Origin of the sequence: Kribbella voronezhensis (assembly GCF_004365175.1) — a bacterium.
GTDB lineage: Bacteria > Actinomycetota > Actinomycetes > Propionibacteriales > Kribbellaceae > Kribbella > Kribbella voronezhensis.
The window spans coordinates 1,277,430-1,298,925 of record NZ_SOCE01000001.1; the positions used below are offsets into that span (position 1 = coordinate 1,277,430).

At 69.9% G+C, this 21,496-nt stretch carries 18 protein-coding genes; 9 read left to right on the forward strand and 9 right to left on the reverse strand.

The features are described 5' to 3' along the window. Positions 1 to 5: 5 nt before the first annotated feature. Positions 6 to 1,214 carry an MFS transporter gene (locus EV138_RS05650; RefSeq protein WP_238157975.1) on the reverse strand — a complete coding sequence of 403 codons (1,209 nt, stop codon included), beginning with the start codon at positions 1,212 to 1,214 and terminating at the stop codon, positions 6 to 8. An 82-nt stretch (positions 1,215 to 1,296) separates the two neighbouring features. Between EV138_RS05650 and EV138_RS05655 the strand changes: the two genes are divergently transcribed. Then, positions 1,297 to 2,187 carry a winged helix-turn-helix transcriptional regulator gene (locus EV138_RS05655; protein WP_133977368.1) on the forward strand — a complete coding sequence of 297 codons (891 nt, stop codon included), beginning with the start codon at positions 1,297 to 1,299 and terminating at the stop codon, positions 2,185 to 2,187. Next, on the forward strand, positions 2,184 to 2,879 hold the full coding sequence (locus EV138_RS05660; RefSeq protein ID WP_133977369.1) for a 4'-phosphopantetheinyl transferase family protein: 696 nt from the start codon (positions 2,184 to 2,186) through the stop codon (positions 2,877 to 2,879). The genes EV138_RS05655 and EV138_RS05660 overlap by 4 nt, the downstream gene beginning before the upstream one ends. Here the strand turns inward: EV138_RS05660 and EV138_RS05665 are convergent. From EV138_RS05665 to EV138_RS05695, 7 genes are all read right to left on the reverse strand, one after another. Continuing rightward, positions 2,876 to 4,144, reverse strand: coding sequence for a glutamate-5-semialdehyde dehydrogenase (locus EV138_RS05665; protein ID WP_133981736.1), 1,269 nt, complete (start codon positions 4,142 to 4,144; stop codon positions 2,876 to 2,878). The two genes, EV138_RS05660 and EV138_RS05665, sit on opposite strands and share 4 nt — an antisense overlap. A gap of 19 nt (positions 4,145 to 4,163) precedes the next feature. Beyond that, positions 4,164 to 5,285 carry a glutamate 5-kinase gene (proB, locus tag EV138_RS05670; protein WP_133977370.1) on the reverse strand — a complete coding sequence of 374 codons (1,122 nt, stop codon included), beginning with the start codon at positions 5,283 to 5,285 and terminating at the stop codon, positions 4,164 to 4,166. Between the two features lie 57 nt (positions 5,286 to 5,342). Then, entirely contained in the window at positions 5,343 to 6,986 is a 1,644-nt protein-coding gene (obgE, locus tag EV138_RS05675) for a GTPase ObgE (protein ID WP_133977371.1), read from the reverse strand. A 187-nt stretch (positions 6,987 to 7,173) separates the two neighbouring features. Beyond that, entirely contained in the window at positions 7,174 to 7,434 is a 261-nt protein-coding gene (gene rpmA / locus EV138_RS05680; RefSeq protein WP_112245816.1) for a 50S ribosomal protein L27, read from the reverse strand. A 12-nt stretch (positions 7,435 to 7,446) separates the two neighbouring features. Beyond that, entirely contained in the window at positions 7,447 to 7,764 is a 318-nt protein-coding gene (gene rplU, locus EV138_RS05685; protein WP_112245818.1) for a 50S ribosomal protein L21, read from the reverse strand. Between the two features lie 129 nt (positions 7,765 to 7,893). Continuing rightward, a complete protein-coding gene (locus EV138_RS05690; protein ID WP_133977372.1) occupies positions 7,894 to 11,295 on the reverse strand; it encodes an Rne/Rng family ribonuclease in 3,402 nt (1,133 codons plus the stop codon). 147 nt (positions 11,296 to 11,442) lie between these two features. Beyond that, on the reverse strand, positions 11,443 to 12,270 hold the full coding sequence (locus EV138_RS05695; RefSeq protein WP_133977373.1) for a TIGR03936 family radical SAM-associated protein: 828 nt from the start codon (positions 12,268 to 12,270) through the stop codon (positions 11,443 to 11,445). 169 nt (positions 12,271 to 12,439) lie between these two features. On the opposite strand from EV138_RS05695, the gene EV138_RS05700 reads away from it, so the two are divergent. From EV138_RS05700 to EV138_RS05710, 3 genes are read left to right on the forward strand one after another with little or no spacing between them, the layout of a single operon-like run. Then, on the forward strand, positions 12,440 to 13,243 hold the full coding sequence (locus EV138_RS05700) for a lysophospholipid acyltransferase family protein (RefSeq protein ID WP_133977374.1): 804 nt from the start codon (positions 12,440 to 12,442) through the stop codon (positions 13,241 to 13,243). Positions 13,244 to 13,282: 39 nt separating this feature from the next. Beyond that, positions 13,283 to 14,161: a prephenate dehydratase gene (locus EV138_RS05705; RefSeq protein ID WP_133977375.1), complete on the forward strand. Its 879-nt coding sequence runs from the start codon at positions 13,283 to 13,285 to the stop codon at positions 14,159 to 14,161. 37 nt (positions 14,162 to 14,198) lie between these two features. Then, the gene (locus EV138_RS05710; RefSeq protein WP_133977376.1) at positions 14,199 to 15,182 is read left to right on the forward strand and encodes a GNAT family N-acetyltransferase; all 984 of its coding nucleotides are present in this window, start codon (positions 14,199 to 14,201) and stop codon (positions 15,180 to 15,182) included. Positions 15,183 to 15,249: 67 nt separating this feature from the next. Here EV138_RS05710 and EV138_RS05715 read toward each other — a convergent pair whose 3' ends face one another. Then, positions 15,250 to 15,801, reverse strand: coding sequence for a hypothetical protein (locus EV138_RS05715; protein WP_133977377.1), 552 nt, complete (start codon positions 15,799 to 15,801; stop codon positions 15,250 to 15,252). 304 nt (positions 15,802 to 16,105) lie between these two features. Between EV138_RS05715 and EV138_RS05720 the strand changes: the two genes are divergently transcribed. The 4 genes from EV138_RS05720 to EV138_RS37585 all read left to right on the forward strand — a co-directional run bounded on the left by EV138_RS05720 (position 16,106) and on the right by EV138_RS37585 (position 21,489). After that, entirely contained in the window at positions 16,106 to 18,511 is a 2,406-nt protein-coding gene (locus EV138_RS05720) for a DUF8189 domain-containing protein (RefSeq protein WP_238157977.1), read from the forward strand. Between the two features lie 113 nt (positions 18,512 to 18,624). Beyond that, a complete protein-coding gene (locus EV138_RS37580) occupies positions 18,625 to 18,816 on the forward strand; it encodes a hypothetical protein (protein WP_202866626.1) in 192 nt (63 codons plus the stop codon). A gap of 1 nt (position 18,817) precedes the next feature. Further along, positions 18,818 to 20,149, forward strand: a complete 1,332-nt coding sequence (locus EV138_RS05730) for a M28 family metallopeptidase (RefSeq protein WP_133977378.1) — start codon at positions 18,818 to 18,820, stop codon at positions 20,147 to 20,149. A gap of 5 nt (positions 20,150 to 20,154) precedes the next feature. Further along, positions 20,155 to 21,489 (forward strand): HAD-IA family hydrolase, encoded by a 1,335-nt coding sequence (locus tag EV138_RS37585; RefSeq protein WP_202866627.1) that lies wholly within the window; start codon positions 20,155 to 20,157, stop codon positions 21,487 to 21,489. Positions 21,490 to 21,496 lie beyond the last annotated feature (7 nt).

Below are 21,496 nucleotides of genomic sequence, written 5' to 3' on the forward strand. Positions count from 1 at the left end.
CCGTACTACGTGGCCTTCGGCTGGCCGCCATTGGACAGCTGAGCTGGACTGGACAGTACTGCGGGGTCTCGGCGCGTGTAGAGGACCGCACCGGCACCCAGAGCGAGCAGAGCGGCTGCCGGGTAGAGGACCCGAGGGGCGTGTTCGTAGACGGTGCCGCCGATGGCGGGTGCCAGGAACATGCCGCTGATGGAAGCAGCGGCGTACAGGCTGGAGAAGCGGCCGACCATGCCTTCCGGCGCAGCGTCTGCGACATGCGCGGTTGCTGTCGGCTTGTAGAGCATCTCCCCCGCTGTGATGAACGCAGCCGCGACGACAGCGCCACCGAGCACCGGCCAGACACCCAGCGCCGCATAGCCGAGCCCGACGAGCACGACCCCGACAGCGATCACCCGCAGCGCGTGATGGCCGCGGAGGTGAACAGCGAGCGGCGCCTCGAGTACGACGATGATCACTGAGCTCAGACCGATCAGTACGCCGTACGCCACCGCAGGCGAGCCGGCGTCGTGCAGTAGCAGCGGCACGGTGGCGTAGAGCTGCCGGTACACCGTGTCGACCACCACGATCGCCCCTAGCAGCACCAGCACGGATCGGTCGCGCAGGAGCGCTCTCCACACGCCAGAAACCACAGCGGTCGCCGTGCGCACGCCCGCTGGCACATACCGCCACACCACGGCTGCCAGCACCAGACTGCTCACGGCGTCGATCACGAAGACCAGGGAGAAGTCGTACGCCGCCAGCAGGCCGCCGAGCGGAGGGCCGATCGTGAAGCCGGCATTGCTCGCCGAACGCGACAGTGCGATCCCCTCGCGACGCCGTTCAGCGGGGAGCGCTGTCGCGACCAGACCGCTCAGGTTGGGCCTACTGGCGCCGCCACACAGTCCGGCGACCGCTGCCAGCGCAGGGAGCGCCACCGTCGGCACTACAGGCATCGCGAGACACGCTGCCGCCCAGGCGAGCTGACTGCCCACAGCAGCAGTACGCAGGCCGAAACGGTCACCGACCCAGCCACCGCTGAGGTTGCCGAACAACAGCCCCACGCCGTACGCCGAAGCCGCCAGGCCGGCCCGTTGCGCCGACAGACCGCGGTCCTGCACCAGATAGAGCGTCAGGTAGATCCACGCCAGCGACCCGGCCGAGCTGACCAACTGCCCGGCCATCACCGCCTTCAGCCACCCGGGCAACTCCCCTATCCGCCGCCAGTAACCGCGCATTGACAACCCCCGGGTTCTAGTGAGTTCCTGTTAGGAACTTAATCCGCCGGATAGCGTGGTGGCAACCTGATAGGAGGGTCCTGTGCGGCGCAGCAGCTATTCGCCGGAGCCCGATTGTGCGATCGCGCAGTCTCTCGCGGTGATCGGCGACGGCTGGGAACTCCTGATCGTCCGCGATCTCGCCCGCGGGGTCGATCGGTTCGACCTGCTGGCCGAATCGCTGCAGATCTCCCGGAAGGTGCTGACCGAGCGCCTCAACGGCCTGCTCGACAGCGGGATCGTGGACCGTACGGCGTACCAGGAGCACCCGACGCGGTACGCCTACCACCTCACTGCACGCGGCAAGGCCCTGCTCCCGGTGCTCGTCGCCCTGCAGGACTGGGGCGATCGCTGGCTCCTCGGCGACGGCGAACTCACCGGCACCAACGCCGCCGACGACGCCCCGGCCCATCGCGTCCACGAGCTGACGGGACGCCGGATCCCTGCCGATCTCTTGCTCCCGGCAACAAACGCAAACGCCGTACTGCGTGACGTGGTTGCCGCCGACGCCAACGCGACGGTGATCTTCGGCTACCCGGCGACGGGCCGCCCGTCACCGCTGCCGGCGAACTGGGCCGACATCGCGGGCACGGCGGGATGCACCCTGGAGAACAGACTGTTCGCAGAGCGCGCCACGGACTTCGCAGCTGCCGGCATCGCAGTACACGGTGTCAGCACGCAACGCCCCGACGAGCATGAGGCCTTTGCGAAGGCAGAGAACATCCCTCATCCGCTGCTGTCCGACACCGACCTGACCTTGGCCGCCGCGCTCCGGCTACCGACCTTCCGCGCCGGTGGATACGAGCGATTGAAGCGGATCGTCCTGGTGGCAGCGCCGGATCGGACCATCGCAGCGGTCCGCTACCCCGTGACCGACATCCCCGAGGCAGTCAGCTGGGCCTTCGACACGGCCCGCCGACTGGCGACGGGATGACAGCGGTCGAGGTCTGGTGGGCGAAGATCAGTGACGTCCGCTGGGAACTCGTCGCGGAGCTCGACGCGGCCGAGCGCGGGCGACTAGCGGCGTACGCGCGGCAAGAGGACAAGGACCGCTTCCTGCTCGGCTGCGCGGTGACGCGTCGGGTGCTCGGGATGCACCTGATGATTCCGCCGGCCGACGTGCGGCTCGACCGGACCTGCGACGACTGCGGCCGCCCCCACGGCAAGGTCCGCACGCACGAGATGGAGCTGTCCGTCTCACACTCGGGCGACCTGATCGCGGTCGCCTTTCACCCCAGTACGCCGGTCGGCCTCGACGTGGAGAAGGTGGATCCCGGGATCGACGCGGACTCGCTGGCCACGGTGAGCCTGGCCGAGGTGGAGGCGAAGGAACTCGCGAAGTACGAGCCGGCGGATCGGGCGCGCGCCTTCACGACGTACTGGACGCGCAAGGAGGCCGTCGTGAAAGCGACCGGGGACGGGATGCGGGCCGACCTGCGTCGCGTCGTCGTCAGCTCACCCGAGCAGCCGGCCGCCCTGCTGAGATGGCCCGGGTACGCGGGGCGCGTGCGACTCGTCGACCTCGAGGCCGGTTCCGACTACGCGGCCGCGCTCGCGGTCCTCACCGGCGACCCGGTCACCGTCCACTCGATCGACGCCGCTCCCCTGCTGAAGCAGACCGCCTAGTCGCGGATCTGGCCCTCGCCGATCACGACGTACTTCGTCGACGTCATCTCCGGCAGTCCCATCGGCCCCCGCGCGTGCAGCTTCTGGGTCGAGATCCCGATCTCGGCGCCGAACCCGAACTCGCCGCCGTCGGTGAACCGGGTGCTCGCGTTGACCACCACCGCGGCCGAGTCGACCGCCTGGACGAAGCGTCGCGCCGCCGCCTGCGATTTGGTGATGATCGCCTCGGTGTGACTCGAGCTGTACTTGCGGATGTGCTCGACCGCGGCCTCCAGCGACGGCACCACGGCCGCCGACAGATCCAGCGAGTTGTACTCCGCGCCGAAGTCCTCGTCGGTCGCCGGGACAATGTCCTTGCCCGCAGCAACAACCGCCGGGTCGCCGTGGACGGTCACACCCGCGTCGGCCAGCGCGGGCAGCGCGGCGGCCAGGAACTCATCGGCGACATCCGCGTGCACCAGCAGGGATTCGGCCGCGTTGCAGACACTCGGCCGCTGGGTCTTCGCGTTCAGCAGGATGGTCAGCGCGAGGTCCAGATCGGCCTCGGCATCGACGTACACGTGGCAGTTGCCGACCCCGGTCTCGATCACCGGCACGGTCGACTCCGACACCACCGTCTGGATCAGCCCGGCACCCCCGCGCGGGATCAGTACGTCGACGAACCCGCGCGCCTGCATGAGTTCCTTGACCGCGGCGCGATCGCCCGGCACGCCCTGGATCACGTCGGCAGGGAGCCCGGCCGACGCGGCGGCGGACCGCAGTACGTCGATGATCGCGGCGTTCGACGCGGCCGCCGAGGACGAACCGCGCAGCAGCACGGCGTTGCCCGACTTGAGGCAGATCCCGGCGGCATCGGCCGTCACGTTCGGACGCGCTTCATAGATGATGCCGACCACGCCGAAAGGCACCCGGACCTGGCGGAGCTCGAGCCCGTTCGGCAGCGTGTACCCGCGGACGACCTCGCCCACCGGGTCGACCAGCCCGGCAAGCTGTGCGAGCCCGGCGGCCATCGCGTCCACCCGGCCCGCATCGAGCGCCAACCGGTCCACCGTCGACTCCGGCGTACCGGCTTCGCGCGCGGCGGCGACATCCTTCGCGTTGGCCGCGACGATGGTGTCCGCGTTCTCGCGCAACGCGGCCGCCATGGCGTGCAGCGCGGCATCCTTGGTCGCGCGCGAGGCCGCGGACAACGCGTACGACGCCTCGCGGGCCTGCCGGCAGATTTCGATGATCTCGCTCACCCACCCATCGTAGGACGAGGCGATACGAGCGTGCGTCGGCGTCTCAGAGCAGAACGAGGTCGTCGCGGTGGACCACCTCACGCTCGTACGCCGCGCCGAGTTCGCGGGCCAGGTCGCGGGTGGAGCGACCGAGGAGGTCGGGGAGCTCGGCGGCGTCGTAGTTGACCAGGCCGCGCGCGATCACCACTCCCGCGGGTGACACGAGGTCGACCGGATCGCCTGCGGAGAAGGTGCCCTCGACCGCACTGATGCCGGCTGGGAGAAGGGAGGACCGGCGTTCTATGACAGCGCGGACCGCGCCGTCGTCGAGTTGGAGGCGGCCTTGTCCGGAGGTGGCGTGGGCCAGCCAGAGCAGCCGGGTCTTGCGACGGCGCCCGGTCGGGTGGAAGAGCGTGCCGACCGGCTCGCCGCGCAACGCCTCACCGACCCGGCCGGCCGAAGTGAGAACGACCGGAATCCCTGCCTCGGTGGCGATCGCGGCCGCTTCGACCTTGGTCTGCATACCGCCGGTGCCGACGCCGGACGAGCCGGTGCGGCCGATCTTGAGCGGCAAGAGATCGGCCGGGCCGCGGACGTCGGTGATCATCGTCGTCCCGGGTTTGCGCGGATCCCCGTCGTACAGGCCGTCCACGTCCGACAGCAGAACCAGCAGGTCGGTGTGGACCAAGTGGCTGGTCAACGCGGCCAGGCGGTCGTTGTCGCCGAAGCGGATCTCGGTGGTCGCGACCGTGTCGTTCTCGTTCACGATCGGGACGACGCCGAGCTCCAGCAGGCGCGCGAAAGTCCGGTAGGCATTGCGATAGTGGCTGCGCCGGGTGACGTCGTCGACGGTCAGCAAGACCTGGCCGACCTTGAGGCCGTGGGCCGCGAAGGCGTCGCTGTAGCGAGCCATCAGCAGTCCTTGGCCGACCGAGGCCGCCGCCTGCTGGGTGGCGAGATCCTTCGGCCGCGAGCGCAACCCCATCGGGGCCAGCCCGGCCGCGATCGCACCGGACGAGACGAGCACGACCTCCGTGCCCTTCACCCGCCGGGCAGCGATCGCGTCCACCAGCAGACGCAACCGCTCCAGGTCGATCCGGCCGCGCTGGGTCAACGACGACGAGCCGACCTTCACCACGATCCGCGCAGCCTTGACGACCTCTGGACGGTGCAACAGGTCCCGCATCAGTCTTCCTGACTCAGTGGGCGCATCAGCGGGGCCGGCGTCGTCGACGGCCTCCGGTCATGCGTTCTGGTTGTTGCTCTCAGCATCGATATCGATGATCTCACCGGCGGCGAACCGACGCTCGGCCTCCAGCTCTTCGGCGGCGGCCAGCTCGCGAGCCTGTTTGCGCGCGAGCCGCTCGGCGGCCTTCTGAGCCGCCTTCGCCTCCGCCGGTGTCAGGTCGACCTCGTCCTCGACCCAGCCCTTCCCGTACTCCGACAGGTCGGCCGGGCGCTCGAGCTGGCCCTCCCGCCGCAGGTGGTACTCGTAGTCCTTCTCCTTGCGGCGCTGCGCCGCGGGGCGATCCTCGTCCAGTCGCTGGTCCTCGCCGCGGCGCGCCAGCAGTTCCGCACCGGCCTGGACCTCGGGGGCGAAGTCGAAGACGACCGCGTTCGGGCCGTCACCGATCGACACCGCGTCGCCCGCCACCGCGCCCAGCTCGAGCAGTTGACGCTCGACCCCGAGCCGGTTCAGCCGGTCCGCCAGATAGCCGGTCGCTTCGGCGTTGTTGAAGTCGGTCTGCCGGACCCAGCGCTCGGGCTTCTCACCCTGGATCAGCCAGCCACCGTCCGGGGTCTTCTTGACCTTGAACTCCTGGCCGCCGGTCGCGCGCGGACGCAGGATGATCCGGGTGTTGTCCGGCTTCTCCTCCTCGGCGCGGCGCTTGGCGACGATCTCGGCCATCGCGAACTTCAGCGCGTCGAGGCCTTCGTGGCTCGCGGTCGAGATCGAGAACACCTTCAGGCCGCGCTCCTCGAGCTCGGCCGTCACCATCTCGGCGATCTCCTTGGCGTCCGGCACGTCCACCTTGTTCAGCGCGACCAGTCGCGGCCGGTCCTCCAGGCCACCGTGCGCCGCGAGCTCGGCCTCGATCACGTCGAGGTCGCTCAGCGGGTCCCGGCCGGGCTCGTACGTCGCGCAGTCGATCACGTGCACCAGAGCCGCACAGCGCTCCACGTGCCGCAGGAAGTCGTGCCCGAGCCCGCGTCCCTCGCTAGCACCCTCGATCAGGCCGGGCACGTCGGCCACGGTGAAGATGTGCTCACCGGCGACGACGACCCCCAGGTTCGGGATCAGGGTGGTGAAGGGGTAGTCCGCGATCTTCGGGCGGGCCCGGCTGATCGCGGCGATCAGGGACGACTTGCCCGCGCTCGGGAAGCCGACCAGACCGATGTCGGCGACGACCTTGAGTTCGAGGACGATCGTGCGCTCTTCGCCGTCTTCACCGAGCAGGGCGAACCCGGGGGCCTTGCGGCTGGAGCTCGCCAGCGCCGCGTTTCCCAGACCGCCCTTGCCGCCGGCGGCCGCGACGTACTCCGCGCCGTGGCCGACCAGGTCGGCGAGGACCTCGCCTTCCGGCGTACTGACCACTGTGCCGTCGGGGACGGGCAGGATGATGTCGCCGCCCTTGCTGCCGGCCTGGTGATCGCCCTTGCCCTGCGTGCCGTTCGGGGCCGAACGGTGCGAGGAGCGGTGGTAGTCCACCAGCGTGGTCTGGTCGAGATCGACGCGCAGGATGACGCTGCCGCCGTCACCGCCGTTGCCGCCGTCCGGACCACCGAGTGGCTTGAACTTCTCGCTGTGCACCGAGGCGCAGCCGTTTCCGCCGTTGCCACCGGTGACGTGCACCGTGACACGGTCGACAAAGCTGGGGATCGCCATCGGTGTTCAACTTCCTGCTGGGTGAATGCTGTACCGCGCCCGCCGAAACGAGCGCCCTTCCTGCTGCCGTACTACGCCCCGCCGGGGCGGAACGCCTTCTTACATAGCCGAAGGGCGGGTCGCGCTATTCCGCGACCCGCCCTTTCGACAACTACTGCAAAGGCTTCAGTATCTCCGGGTGGCGAAATTACTCCGCCGGGGCCGGGACGATGTTGACGACGCGACGCCCGCGACGGGTGCCGAACTCGACGTGGCCCTCGGCCAGCGCGAACAGGGTGTCGTCGCCACCACGGCCGACCAGGTTGCCCGGGTGGAAGTGGGTGCCGCGCTGGCGGACGATGATCTCGCCGGCGTTGACCAGCTGGCCACCGAAGCGCTTCACGCCGAGCCGCTGTGCGTTGGAGTCGCGACCGTTACGGGTCGACGCTGCTCCCTTTTTGTGTGCCATGTCTGTCTCAGCTCACTTCTTCTTGGCGTCGATCGCGGTGACCTTGACCTGGGTGTAGTGCTGGCGGTGCCCCTGGCGCTTGCGGTAACCGGTCTTGTTCTTGTACTTGAGGATGTTGATCTTCGGGCCCTTGGTGCGGCCGAGGACCTCGGCCGATACGGCCACCTTGGACAAAGCGGCGGCATCGGCCGTCACGGTGTCGCCATCGACGACGAGGACTGCGGGCAACGACACCGTGTCGCCGACCTGATCAGTCAGGCTGTCGATCTCGATGACATCGCCGACGGCGACCTTCTGCTGGGTGCCGCCACTGCGCACGATCGCGTACACCGTGGATCTCACTCTCTGTTTGTTCGGAAGTCTTACGGGGCCTGCACAGACCTACTGGTGCGGCCCACACAAAGGAGGCACGCGAGACGCGCGCCGAAGGACAAGAATACGGCGCGCGTCACGAGTGGGTCAAACCGGGGTGGACGCCAGCTCCGGGGCACTGACCTGCTGGTCGGTACCACTGTTGCCTGCGTCACCTTCATTACTGCTCGCGTTGCTCCGGCTACGGCTGCTCCGCCGCCTCCGGGTACTGCCGTTCCGCCCGGAGCTGTTCTGCTCGGAGCTGTTCTGCTCGGACTTCTCCTCCGAGCCGCTCCGGTCATCTGCCGAGGCGCTCCGGCCGTCTGCTGAGGCGCTCTGAGCGACCGTGGAAGACTCGCCGTCGGTCACCGCACCCTCGGCTCCACCGGTGTGCTTCTCGCCGTTGGCGAGGGTGGCTGCGGCGATCTGGGCCAGCTTCTGGGCGGCGTCACCGTTCGACGGCGTGTCGGCCGGCTCGGTGTGCTCGGCGACGTTCTCGCCCCGACCGCGACCGCGGCCGCGGCCCCGGCTGCGGGAGCTCTTCTTCGCGCCCTCGCCGTCACCGCCCTGGTCACCACCCTGCTGACCGCCCGAGTTCTGGCCGCCCGAATTCTGATTGCCTGAATTCTGATTACCCGAATTCTGGCCGCCGGAGTTCTGCTGGCGGTTGCGGCCGTCGTCGGCGCGGCGGCGCGACTCCTTCGGCTCGTCGTGCAGGATCAGCCCGCGGCCACCGCAGTGGTCGCAGTTCTCGCTGAACGCCTCCAGCAGGCCGGTCCCGATCCGCTTGCGCGTCATCTGGACCAACCCGAGCGAAGTCACCTCGGCGACCTGGTGCTTGGTCCGGTCGCGGCCCAGGCACTCCACCAGCCGGCGCAAGACCAGGTCGCGGTTGAGCTCCAGCACCATGTCGATGAAGTCGATCACGATGATGCCGCCGATGTCGCGCAGTCGCAGCTGGCGGACGATCTCCTCGGCCGCTTCCAGGTTGTTCTTGGTCACCGTCTCCTCGAGGTTGCCCCCGGAGCCGGTGAACTTGCCGGTGTTGACGTCGACGACCGTCATCGCCTCGGTCCGGTCGATGATCAGCGAACCACCCGACGGCAGCCAGACCTTGCGGTCGAGCGCCTTCTTGATCTGCTCGTCGATCCGGTAGTTGGAGAACACGTCCCCGTCACCGGACCACTTCTCGACCCGCTCGGCCAGGTGCGGCGCGACGGACGCGACGTACTCCTTGACCTGGTCGAAGGCGTCGTCGCCGGAGATGACCAGCTTGGTGAAGTCCTCGGTGAACAGGTCGCGGACGACGCGGATCAGCAGGTCCGGCTCGCCGTGCAGCAACTGCGGCGCCTGACCGGACTTCGACTTCTTGTCGATGTCCTCCCAGTACGCCTGCAGGCGGCTGACGTCGGCGGTCAGCTCCTCCTCGGTGGCGCCCTCGGCCGCGGTGCGCACGATCACGCCTGCCTCGTCCGGGACGATGTCCTTGAGGATGGTCTTCAGCCGGTTCCGCTCGGTGTCGGGCAGCTTGCGGCTGATCCCGCCGTTGCCGCCGCGCGGCACGTACACGACGTACCGGCCGGGCAGGCTGATCTGGTTGGTGAGCCTGGCGCCCTTGTGGCCGATCGGGTCCTTGGTCACCTGGACCAGGACCGCCTGGCCGGACTTGAGCACCGATTCGATCTTGCGCGGGCCGTTGCCGGCGCCGAGCGTCGCCCAGTCGACCTCACCGGCGTACAGGACTGCGTTGCGGCCCTTGCCGATGTCGATGAACGCGGCCTCCATGCTCGGCAGCACGTTCTGCACGCGGCCGAGGTACACGTTGCCGATCAGCGAGCTCTGCTCGGCCGTGGTCACGTAGTGCTCGACCAGCACGTTGTCCTCGGACACCGCGATCTGGGTCAGGTCGTCGCGGGCCCGGATCACCATCGTCCGCTCGACCGACTCGCGCCGGGCCAGGAACTCGGCCTCGGTGACGATCGGCGCGCGGCGGCGGCCGGCGGCGCGACCCTCGCGGCGGCGCTGCTTCTTGGCCTCCAGCCGGGTCGAGCCCTCGACGGCGGTGATCTCGTTGGAGGTGTTCTTGCTGCGCGGCTCACGGACCCGTACGACGATCTCTTCCGGGTCGTCCGGCGCGGAGGCCGCTTCCTCGCCCTTGCGGCGACGGCGACGGCGGCGACGGCGCGACGAGCTGCCCGCGCCTTCCGCGTCGTCCTCTGCATCGTTGTGATCGTCGGTGTCGTCCGCGTCGGAGTGGCTCTCTGCCTCGTCCTCGGAGTCGTCGTCGTTCTCGTCGGCGCTGTCCTCGGAACCGTCCCCGGCCTTGCGGCGACGACGGCCACCGCGGCGACGGCGGCGACGACGGGTGCCCTCGGCACCGTCCTCGCCGTCGGCGTCATCCGCCTCGGCGTCGGACTCGGTGGCCTCGGTGTCGGTGGCGTCTTCCGGCTCGATCCGGCGGGCCTCTTCGAGGACCGGCTCGGCGCGGTCGGCGGCGACCTCTTCGGCATCGCGCGTACGGCGGCTGCGCCGACGGCTCCTGGTGGCCGGCTGCTCGTCCGCGGCCTCGACCGCGTCGGATTCGACGGCCGCGGTCTCGGTGGTCTCAGTGGCTTCAGCCGCGCGCTCGGCGGCGGTCGAGCGGCGCCGCGTACGACGTCCGCTCGGTGCGACGGCGTCGTCGGGGTCCGCGCCGGCCGGGGTCGCCTCGACCGGGCTGGTCGCGGCGGCCTGCGCCGGGACCTCGGTCGGAGCCTGGAACAGCACGGCGGCTGCGGCAGGCGCCCGACGCCGGCGACGGGTGGACGTCTCCGCGGGCGCTGCCAGGGCTGCGGCCTCGGCGGCCAGCGCCTCGGCAGCGGCGGCTTCGGCAGCCGCGGCGGCCTCGGCTTCGGCGAGGGCCTCCTCGTCGACCTCGGCTTCGGCGACAGCGTCGTCGGTGGCAGAACCGTCAGTGACCGGGGTGGTTCCCGCGTCGGCGACCGGACCGTCGGTCACAGGGGTGTCCTGGGCCTGCAGGTCGGCCTTGCGGGCGGCGGCGCTCTTGCGAGTGCTGCGCTTGCGCGTGGTCTTCGCCGGCGCGGCGACCTCAGCAGCGGCCTCGGGCGCGGGCTCAGCCTGCGCCGCCGGCTCGGTGGCTGATTCGTCAGTCAGTTCGGGGAAGGCGTCCTGCGACGCGGCGGCCTTCTTGGCCGGACGCTTGGCAGCGGCCTTTTTCACGGTCCGCTTGGCGGCCGTCTTCTTCGCGGCGCGCTTCGCCGGCGCGGGCGCCGGATCGGCGGACTCGGCGTCGGACTGCGTGCTGATCGCGGTCTCGACCGGCTCCGCGCTGTGGCTACCGGCCGTGTTGTCGGCGGTCTGCGCACCGGCGTCGGTGGGGGCGGCCTTCGCCGCGGCCTTCTTGGCCGGGCGCTTGCGGGCCGTCTTCTTGGCAGCCGCCTTGGCGGCCTGCTCGGGGGCGGTGGCGGCCGTGTCGGCCGTCTGGGTGTCGTTCGGCTCGTTTTCGAGCATGTGGTGCGGGTCTCCTCTGGCCCTCCGGCGCATCCTGCGACCCCTGTCACGGGTCCGGCGCAGCCAGAAAGCGGTCTCGGTCTCGCCGCTCCCGGCAGTCGATGCCCGGTCCGGCGGAAGCCTCCTGGTCCCGCTCCCCCGCGCTCGTCAGGGCACAGATGGAGCGGCGGCGTCGCCCTCCGCTACATGCGTCTGGTGGTCGACCGCCTGGCCGGTCGCGGTCGCCTGGGTGGCGTCGCGGTCACGAGCGAGCGGATCGTCCACAGTGCCGGTTGCCGCGAGAAGCGGGCCCTGGGCGAGCCTGGTCAGAAGAGCCGGGCCCGTCACCGGAAGCGTCGCTACTTCGAGCACGCCGGCGAGAACGTCGTCGGGTCTCACGGCCGGGGTTCCGTGCCGTAACACCACTTGCAGTATCGCACACGTCGCAACCGGCGCCGGTTCACTGCCGACCGCGAGTCGGAGTACGGCGTCCCGACAGTCGAACGAGCGAAGTCCCCGCTTGGTCATGCGCTCGACCAGAATTTCCTCCCGGCCCAGGAACGCCTCGACCGCTCGCTGGGCCTCGGCCGGATCCACGCCTGGCAACGCGATCAGCCACTCGCTCGCCTCCAGCTGGTCGGCCAGCGAGCCGGGGCCCGCGACCACCACCTCGAGGATGTCGAGCCCGGGCGGCAACGCGGCGTCCAGCTCCGCCTTGACCTGCTCGGCATCGCGCTGCTGTGTGAGCGAGATCTCCAAGTACTCCGCCTCCGACGCAGCCCCGGTCGGCGCGGCACCGGCGTACGAGATCTTGGGGTGCGGGCTGAAGCCGTGCGAGAAGGCGACCGGCAGGTCCGCCCGCCGGACGGCGCGCTCGAACGCCCGCTGGAAGTCGCGGTGCGAGGTGAACCGCAGCCGCCCGCGCTTGGCGAAGCGGATCCGCAGCTTCTGCACGGCGGGAAGCTGCTGGGACGGCGGAGCCTGAACTGGTGCCACGCGCTCATTCTCGCAGCACCACCCACTCCGAGCGGAATCACCGCTGCGCGCATCGAGCCCCTGGCTGTACGGCGGAACTTCCGGGCGCCGGTTCGCCGCGCTCGCGAGGCGCCTACCCGGCGTCGTACGGCATCATGAGGGCTCGGGGAACGTGAGGGAGAGGACATCGATGACGGAACCGGCGCAGTCGCCGCGGCCCGAACCGGACCGCACCACCGGAGTCGACGACCCTGGTGAAGGCGACGGCAAGGGCATCTACTGGGTGCTGAAGCACGTGATCGTCGGCCCGCCGGTGCGGCGGTTGTTCCGGCCGAAGGTCGAGGGCGCGGAGAACATCCCGGTCACCGGTCCCGCGATCATCGCCAGCAACCACCTGTCCTACGCCGACTGGATCTTCATGCCGCTGGTCGTGCGCCGCCGGGTCACCTTCGTGGCCAAGTCCGACTACTTCACCGGTGCCGGCATCAAGGGCACCTTCCAGCGCGGGTTCTTCAAGGGCACCGGCCAGGTCCCGATCGACCGGTCCGGCGGCTCGGCGTCCGAGGGCGCGATCCGGGCCGGGATGAAGGTGCTCGAGCGCGGCGATCTGTTCGGCATCTACCCCGAGGGCACCCGCTCCCACGACGGCAAGCTCTACAAGGGCCGGACCGGCGTCGCCCGGCTGGCGCTGGAGGCGAAGGTGCCGGTGATCCCGTGCGGCGTGATCGGGACCGACGTGGTCGCGCCACCCGGCAAGATCGTCGCCTCGCTCGCCTCCCCGACGGTGAAGTTCGGCGAGCCGCTGGACTTCTCGCGGTACGACGGGATGGAAGGCGACCGGCTGATCCTGCGGGCCGTCACCGACGAGATCATGTACCGGATCATGGAACTGTCCGGCCAGGAGTACGTCGACATGTACGCCACCAAGGCCAAGGCCCTGGAGGGCCGGGCGACCACCGGTGCCCCGAAGAAGGTCCGCAAGTCGGACACCTGATCCAGAGGGTGAGACAGCATGGCGCTAGGCTGGGAAACCGTGGACGGACCGATCGCATACCAGGGTGAGCCAGGGGCCAATTCGGCGATGGCGTGCACCGAGATGTTCCCCGAGCGGGAACAGTTGCCCTGTACAACGTTCGAGGACGCGCTGGAGGCGGTGAGCACCGGGCGCGCCGGGCTGGCGATGATCCCGGTCGACAACTCGATCGCCGGCCGGGTCGCCGACATCCATCACCTGCTGCCGGACTCCGGGCTGCACATCATCGGCGAGTTCTTCCTGCCTATCCACTTCCAGCTGATGGCGACGCCCGGGACGTCGATCGAGTCGATCCGGACCGTTCGCAGTCACGTGCACGCGCTCGGGCAGTGCCGCAAGATCATCCGCGAGCACGGCTGGTCGACGGTCGTCGCCGACGACACCGCGGGGTCGGCGCGCGAGGTCTCCGAGCTGCAGGACCCGACGATCGCCGCGCTGTCGCCGCTGGCCGCGGCCGAGCTCTACGGACTGGACATCCTCGCCCGCGACGTCGAGGACGAGCACCACAACACGACCCGGTTCCTGGTGCTGTCCCGCGAGCCGCACGTGCCGCCGGTGGGTTCCGGGCCGACGATCACGAGCTTCGTCTACCGGGTCCGCAACGTGCCGGCCGCGCTGTACAAGGCGATGGGCGGCTTCGCGACCAACAGCGTCAACATGACGAAACTGGAGAGCTACCAGCTCGGCGGCTCGTTCTTCGCCACCCAGTTCTACGCCGACGTCGAAGGCCACCCCGAGGACCCGAACGTCGCGCTCGCCCTGGAGGAGCTCGCCTTCTTCTCGGTCGAGGTCCGCCTCCTCGGCGTCTACCCGGCCCACCCCTTCCGCGAACAGATCGCCGAGCCGGCCGCGAACCGGGCCCTCCGCCCCCACCACTGACACCCGCTTGCCGGAGCCGCCTGCGTAGGGTCGTGGGATGGAGATCGTCGGCGTCGGTGAGCAGGGGTTGTTCCGGGCCACGTATGCGGTGATCCAGGCTGCGACCCGGCGGGAGTTCCCCTCGGCGATCCCGCTGGATGAGGCGTGGAGGTTGGTGGAGTCGCCGCCCGCGGAGTACAGGTTCAGTTGTCTGGCGGCCGTTGACGACGATGAGGTTGTCGGCGGCGCATGGCTGACCTGGTCGCTGGCGGAGAACCGGCAACTACTCGTAGCCGAACTCGGCGTCGAGGCTGGACGTCGTAGGCAGGGCGTCGGGTCGGCGCTGCTGGACGCAGTGAAGGCCGCGGGCCTCGCGGACGGCCGAAACGCCTTGCTGTGCGAGACATTCAGCCCGTACGGCGATGGGCCGGGCGCGGGCGCCGCGTTCGCCGAAGCGCGCGGATTCACGCAGCAGTACGCCGCCTTGCACCAGGTGCTCGACTTCCCAGTGGCCGGCCTGGCCGAGAAGGCCGCCGAGATCGCTCCCCACCACCGCGACTACTCCCTCGCCACCTGGCCCGACGGATGCCCGGAGGAGTACGTCGAGCAGTACTGCGGATTGCTCAGCCTCATCGACGACGAGGTCCCCCTCGACGACCTCGAGATCGAGGCGAAGCGCTGGACGCCCGAACGCCTCCGCTCGGTCGAAGCACGTCGGCGTACGGCGGGCCACCTCACCAGTACGACGGTCGCCATCGCGCCGGACGGGATCCTCGCCGGCTACACCGAGCTGACGGGCAAGCCCCAGCAACCGAACCGCCTCGATCAGCACGACACCCTGGTCCGCCCCGAACACCGCGGCCACCGTCTCGGCCTCGCACTCAAAATCGCCAACCTGCAGGCTCTCCACGCGCGAACTGCCGGACCTGCCACGATCCACACCACGAACGCGGCCGCCAACGCCCCGATGATCGCCGTCAACACCCAACTGGGCTTCCGCCCGGTCGAACACCAGCACCTCTGGGTCGCCACCCTCGACTGACCACGCGAACACCGCCCGGTCTGCTGGCGGCGTGGACGCAGATGGGTGGCGCGGGCGAACGGGGCTGCTAGCGGAGGAACTTCCAAGCTGGGTAGGCAGTGCTCAGTACGTCGTGGTGGCCGGCCCAGTCCGTGGGGTCTCGGCGTACTGGGTCGAGGGTGTCCGGGTGGCCGCCGACGATGCGGTAGCCCCAGGTGAAAGCGGCGATCGGCTCGAGTGCGCGGGTGTGGATGACGTCGGGCGCGATCACCAGGAACGTGTCGGCGCGCCATTCGCCGTCGGGGTGTCCCGGGTTGCCCGGAGCGTCGAAGAACGTCGGCAGGTAGCCGTAGGCATAGAGCGGCCCGGCTTCGGCGAGGAACGGCAGTACGTCGACCGACACGTCGCCGTCGAAGCTCCGGGTGATCACCTGCACCCAGCCCATGACCGCGTTGAGTCCCTGCCCGTAGTACCGAAGCGTCGCCAGACAGATCGGGAAGCCGCGAAACGCTTCCGCGTCGAGCCCCGGTACGACGAGCCGGTGCCCGGAAGCCCAAGGGTCGTCGTTGGGCTGCACCCGGACGTTGATCAGCCCACGCTCGCCCCTGACCTCGAACGGCACCGAGACCTCACGTCGCATCCGGTCGTTCCTCCCCTTGCGCTTTCAAGCAATTCTCCAACGCCCGGCAAGGACAGGGCGGGACTGACTACCGGACCCTACGGGGTTGTGCACCGGCGGTGACGAGAGGAAGGTGGAATCGAGCAGCGTCTTGGGGGCAGCCTGTTCGGTGGGAGAGACGGCACCTGCCGCCTCGGCCGGAACGTGGGTCTGGGGGATCCGGGAGACCGTCCCGGTCCGGTACTACGGGTGCGCGCGCATTCTGCGGCGTCGCGTCCGGATCCGTCCTGCACGTCGCCCCCTGGGTCAGCAACAAGGGGGAAAGATGCCGAGGAAGGCCAACGGGCGAGCGGAGATGTCCCACCCGGCCGATGATCGAAGGATGCCGGGCGACCGGATGTCCGGTCCGGCCACGAACGGGCCGGTAGCCAACGGAACCGCCGGAGACACGCACGCCGGCGGCGGCAATGCGATGAGCGGCGGCGGCGCGATGAGCCCTGGTGGTGCCGGCGCGATGAGCGGCGGCGGTGGCGGCGCGATGAGTGGCGGCGGCGCGGTGAGTGGCGGGGGCGCGATGAGTGGCGGCGGCGCGATGAGTGGCGGCGGCGCGATGAGCGGTGGTGGCGCCATGAGCGGCGGTGGTGGCGCCGGGACGGGCGGCGGAATGCCAGGCGGTGGCATGTCGGGCGGTGGCATGTCGGGCGGTGGTATGTCAGGCGGCGGGGGCGACTCGGGCCGCGAGGACTATCCGCCGACGCGGCGCGCCTGCGGTGTGATGGAGGTGCACCGCCGGTTGCTGAGCACCTCGGCCGAGTACGTGCTGGCCAGGTCCGCTCTGGAGAACGCGACAACGCAGTACGTGGCCCGCCAGCAACGTTTTGCCGGTGTCGCGAGGATCCCCGTCGTCGTGCACGTCGTCTGGAACACCGCCGCGCAGAACATCTCGCAGGCCCAGATCGACAGCCAGATCGAAGTACTGAACCACGACTTCCGCGCCACCAACTCCGACATCGGCTTCGTCCCCGCGCCGTACACCGGACTGGTCGCCGACGCGCGGATCGAGTTCTCCCTCGCCACCGAGGATCCGGACGGCAACCCGACCACGGGTGTCACCCGGACCCAGACCAGTCAGGCCTCGTTCGGCACCGACGACAAGGTGAAGAAGACGGCGACCGGTGGCATCGATGCCTGGAACCCGGACAAGTACCTGAATCTGTGGGTCTGCCAGCTCGGCGGCGGCCTGCTCGGGTACGCGCAGTTCCCGGGCGGCCCGGCGGAGACCGACGGCGTCGTGATCCTGCACAGCGGCTTCGGCACCACCGGTACGGCGGCCGCGCCGTTCGACCTCGGCCGGACAGCGACGCACGAGATCGGGCACTACCTCAACCTGTTCCACATCTGGGGCGACGACGGCACCGGGTGCAGCGGCAGTGACGAGGTCGCGGACACCCCGAACCAGGGCGGCCCCAACTTCGGCGTACCGACGTTCCCCAAGCTGTCCTGCAGCAACGGGCCGAACGGCGATCTGTTCGTCAATTACATGGACTACACCGACGACCGCGGCATGGTGATGTTCACCAACGACCAGGTGGCGCGGATGGAGGCCTGTCTGGACACCGCGCGGCCGGATCTCAACCAGGGTTCGGGTACGACGTCCGCGGTACCGGAGCCGGCCGGGCCGGTGGTGTCGTGGGGCACGAACCGGCTGGACGCGTTCGTCGTCGGTACCGATCGCGCGCTGTGGCACAAGTGGTGGGACGGCTCGAACTGGGGCCCGTCGGTCAGTGGTTACGAATCCTTGGGTGGTGTCTGTATGAGTGCTCCGGAAGTCGCGTCCTGGGGACCGAACCGGCTCGACGCGTTCGTCCTCGGCATCGATCACGCCCTGTGGCACACCTGGTGGGACGGCTCCGCGTGGAACGGTTTCGAATCGCTGGGCGGGGTGTGCATGAGCCCGCCGCGGCTCGCGTCCTGGGGACCGGACCGGCTCGACGCGTTCGTCGTCGGCACCGACCGGGCGCTGTACCACAAGTGGTGGGACGGCTCGGCCTGGAACGGTTTCGAGTCCCTCGGCGGCACCTGTATGAGCCCGCCGGAAGTGGTTGCCTGGGGCACCGATCGCCTCGACGTGTTCGTGCTCGGTCCGGACAACGCGGTGTGGCACAAGTGGTGGGACGGCTCCGCCTGGGGTGGCTTCGAGTCGCTCGGCGGTGTCTGTACGTCGCCGCCGACCGCCGTTGCCTGGGGACCGGACCGGCTCGACCTGTTCGTCGTCGGCACCGACTCCGCGCTCTACCACAAGTGGTGGGACGGCTCGTCGTGGTCGGCCGACTGGGAGAACCTGGGCGGTATCTGCGCCGGCGCGCCGACGGTGGTCTCGTGGGGTGAGGGCAGGCTCGACATCTTCGTCACCGGTATCGACTCGGCCCTGTACCACAAGTGGTACGACGGGTCCTGGTCGACCGACTGGGAGTACATGGGTGGCGTCTGCGTCGGTGAGCCGCGGGTCACCGCCTGGGGCGCCGACCGGCTGGACGTGTTCGTCGAAGGTATCGACAGCGGGCTGTACCACAAGTGGTGGGACGGCTCGGCCTGGGGACCGTCGGTGACCGGCTACGAGCCGCTGGGTGGCGTGATCGCCGACTTCAAGCTGGCCCTGCCCGAAATGGCAGCGCCGGAACCGGCGGCGCCGGAACCGGCGGCGTCGGCGAGGCAAGTGGTGATGAACTGAACACCGCCGACCTGATCGGGCGGTGGACACACTCCTTCGAGGAGGACCACGACGGACTGACCGTCTACCGCCGCGACGACTTCGCCTTCCCGCCGGCCCGTGGCCGGCGGGGGGTGGAGTTCGGCCCGGACGGCGCCTTCGTCGAATGGGCGATCGGCCGCGGGGACGCCCCGGAACCCCGCCGCGGCCGGTGGCAGCCGTCCGGGGTGATCACCCGCGCCGGCGCGATGCCCGGTACGGCGTCCGGTTGGGGGCGCGTCGTCAGCGTCACGCCCGACCGGCTGGAACTGACTTGGCAGGAGTGACATGTCTACGAGACCACCAGTCCGCTATCACGTCGTCGCGACCGGCGAAAACGTCGAGGGCGCCTCGTCAGCACGGTTCGGCGACCAGGCGATCCTGTGGGTCCCGGCCGGTGAGCGGCTCGGCCGGGGTTCGCGGACCGCACCCGGCCTGCTGGTCGTCACCCAGGTCGGCCGGAGCTTCCAGGACGAGTACCCCGAAGTGGTGCCGCTGCTCGATCACGGCCGGCACCTGGTCATCTCGACCGCCGACAAGCCGCGGAAGAGATCGAACCACTGCTGGCGGATCGAGCCGCTCCAGCCGGGGAGCTACGTCGAGGTCGCCGCACCGAAGGCAGCCCGGGTCGACCCGACCGTCACGAACCTGCTCGACCGGCTTTCGCCGACGTCGTACGAGGCGGATCTCACCTGGCTGGCCAGCCTGCCCACCCGGCACTCGCTGAGCGCGTCGTTCACCGCCGCCGTGGACTTCGCCGAAGCCAGAATGGTTGCTCTGGGCTACAAAACGACGCGGTTGCCGATCACCGTGGGAGCCGGGCGCTCGGAGAACCTGATCGGCGACCGTCCCGGGCTGGGGCCGGGTTCGCGAGGGTTGGTGGTGATCACCGCGCACCTGGACTCGATCAACCTCGCCGGCGGGCCGGCCGGTAACGCGCCCGGCGCCGACGACAACGCGAGCGGCTCGGCCGGCGTACTGGAACTCGGGCGGCTGCTCGCCGGCCAGGGTTGGCAACACGACGTACGGCTGATCCTCTTCGGCGGTGAGGAGGAGGGGTTGTTCGGCAGCAAGCAGTACGTCGCCGCGCTGCCGGCTGCCGAGCGGGCGAGGATTCGCGCCGTCCTCAACCTGGACATGATCGCGTCCAGGAACTCCGCCACACCGACCGTGCTGCTGGAAGGCGCCCCTGTCTCGTCCGGGCAGATCTCGGAGCTGGCGGCCGCGGCGGCGACCTACACGGGACTCCAGGTCGAGACCTCGCTGAATCCCTTTGCCAGCGACCATGTGCCGTTCATCAACGCGGCGATCCCTGCCGTGCTGACCATCGAGGGCGCGGACAGTGCGAACGGGCACATCCATTCGGCCAACGACACCCTCGACTTCCTGGACTGGTCGCTGGCGGCGGAGATCCTCCGGATGAACGCCGCCGCACTGGCCGGCTGGCTGCTCCCCGCCACCGCCACCGTGCGCCGCCCGATCGTCGCGGGCCCGGTGGTTGCCTGGGGCCCCGACCGCCTGGACGTCTTCGTCACCGGCCCGGACTCCGCCCTCCACCACAAGTCCTGGACCGGCGACACCTGGTCGGACTACGAGACCCTCGGAGGCGTAATAGGCTAGCGGGGGTGACTCACCTGGACTGGAGTGGTTGTTCTAATGCCCGGGATGTCGGGGGGCTGCCGACGCGGTACGGCGGGCGGACGCGGGCGGGAGCGGTGATCCGGACCGACTCGCTGCACCTGCTCGACGACGCGGGGCGAGCCGCCGTTGCCGAGCTCGGACCCGGCCTCGTGCTCGATCTCCGGTCGGACTGGGAGCTCTCCGAGCCCCACCCGCTGGCCGGCGATCCGGCGTACCGGCACATCCCCTGGATCGATCCGGTCCGCGATCAGGAGTTCGTGCCGACGCCCGATCTCGCCGAGGTGTACCGCGGCAGCCTCGGGCGGAATCGTGCACAGATCGTGCAGGTACTACGTGCCGTGGCTGAGGCCCCGGTCGGCCTGCCGGTCGTGGTGCACTGCCAGGCCGGCAAGGACCGGACCGGCCTGTTGATCGCGTTGCTGCTCGAGCTGGCCGGGGTGCCGCGGGACGTGATCGCGGCCGACTATGCGGTGAGCGAAGTACGACTCGGCCTGCAGGACGGTGACCCGTTCCGCCGGACGATGCCCGAGACGATTCTCGACTCGCTGGCGCACGTGGATTCGCAGTACGGCGGGATTCGCGCGTACCTCGGTTGGCTGGGGCTGACGGCGGGCGAGGTTCATCGGCTGCTGGCGCGACTCGTGCACGTGCTGATCGAAGCGGTGGTGTTCGATTTCGACGGGCTGCTGATGGACACCGAGACGACGCTGGTCGCGAGCTGGCAGGCGGAGTGGCGGCATCACGGGCTCGAGCTGGATCTGGACGACGGGTTCTGGCCGGGTCACGGCGGTGACACCTTCGAGTCGCACCTCGCCCAGCTCGCCGAGGCGGTCGGCCCGTCGTTCGATCGGGACGAGAGTGTGGCGCGGCGAAGGGCGTACCGCGACGATCTGCACCGCGAACTGGACTTCCTGCCGGGGATCCGCGACTGGATCGCGGAGGCCCGATCAGGCGGCCTCCGCGTCGCGATCGCCAGCAGCTCGGACCGCGACTGGGTGGCCGGCCATCTGACCCGGGTCGGCGCGCTCGACCTGTTCGACCTCGTCGTGACCGGCGACCAGGTGTCGCGGCACAAGCCGGACCCGGAGATCTACCAACTCGCGCTGCAGCGGCTCGGGCTGAAGGGCGAGCAGGCAGTCGCCGTCGAGGACACCGCCCACGGCACGGCCGCCGCAGCTTCCGCGGGGATGTGGACGGTCGCGATCCCCAACCCGTTCGTCGCGGCCGAGGCCGTGGGGCATGCCGACCTGGTGCTGGGCAGCGCAGCGGACCTGCCCCTCAGCGAGGTCCTCCTGACAGTTTCGTCGACCAAAAGCTGATGACAGG

Bases quoted from the DNA above. Each gene is read 5' to 3' on its own strand.
- EV138_RS05650 (WP_238157975.1), bottom strand. From the start codon at position 1,214: ATGCGCGGTTACTGGCGGCGGATAGGGGAGTTGCCCGGGTGGCTGAAG.
- EV138_RS05660 (WP_133977369.1), top strand. From the start codon at position 2,184: ATGACAGCGGTCGAGGTCTGGTGGGCGAAGATCAGTGACGTCCGCTGG.
- proB (WP_133977370.1), bottom strand. From the start codon at position 5,285: ATGCGGGACCTGTTGCACCGTCCAGAGGTCGTCAAGGCTGCGCGGATC.
- obgE (WP_133977371.1), bottom strand. From the start codon at position 6,986: ATGGCGATCCCCAGCTTTGTCGACCGTGTCACGGTGCACGTCACCGGT.
- rpmA (WP_112245816.1), bottom strand. From the start codon at position 7,434: ATGGCACACAAAAAGGGAGCAGCGTCGACCCGTAACGGTCGCGACTCC.
- EV138_RS05690 (WP_133977372.1), bottom strand. From the start codon at position 11,295: ATGCTCGAAAACGAGCCGAACGACACCCAGACGGCCGACACGGCCGCC.
- EV138_RS05700 (WP_133977374.1), top strand. From the start codon at position 12,440: ATGACGGAACCGGCGCAGTCGCCGCGGCCCGAACCGGACCGCACCACC.
- EV138_RS05710 (WP_133977376.1), top strand. From the start codon at position 14,199: ATGGAGATCGTCGGCGTCGGTGAGCAGGGGTTGTTCCGGGCCACGTAT.
- EV138_RS05715 (WP_133977377.1), bottom strand. From the start codon at position 15,801: ATGCGACGTGAGGTCTCGGTGCCGTTCGAGGTCAGGGGCGAGCGTGGG.
- EV138_RS05720 (WP_238157977.1), top strand. From the start codon at position 16,106: ATGCCGAGGAAGGCCAACGGGCGAGCGGAGATGTCCCACCCGGCCGAT.
- EV138_RS05730 (WP_133977378.1), top strand. From the start codon at position 18,818: ATGTCTACGAGACCACCAGTCCGCTATCACGTCGTCGCGACCGGCGAA.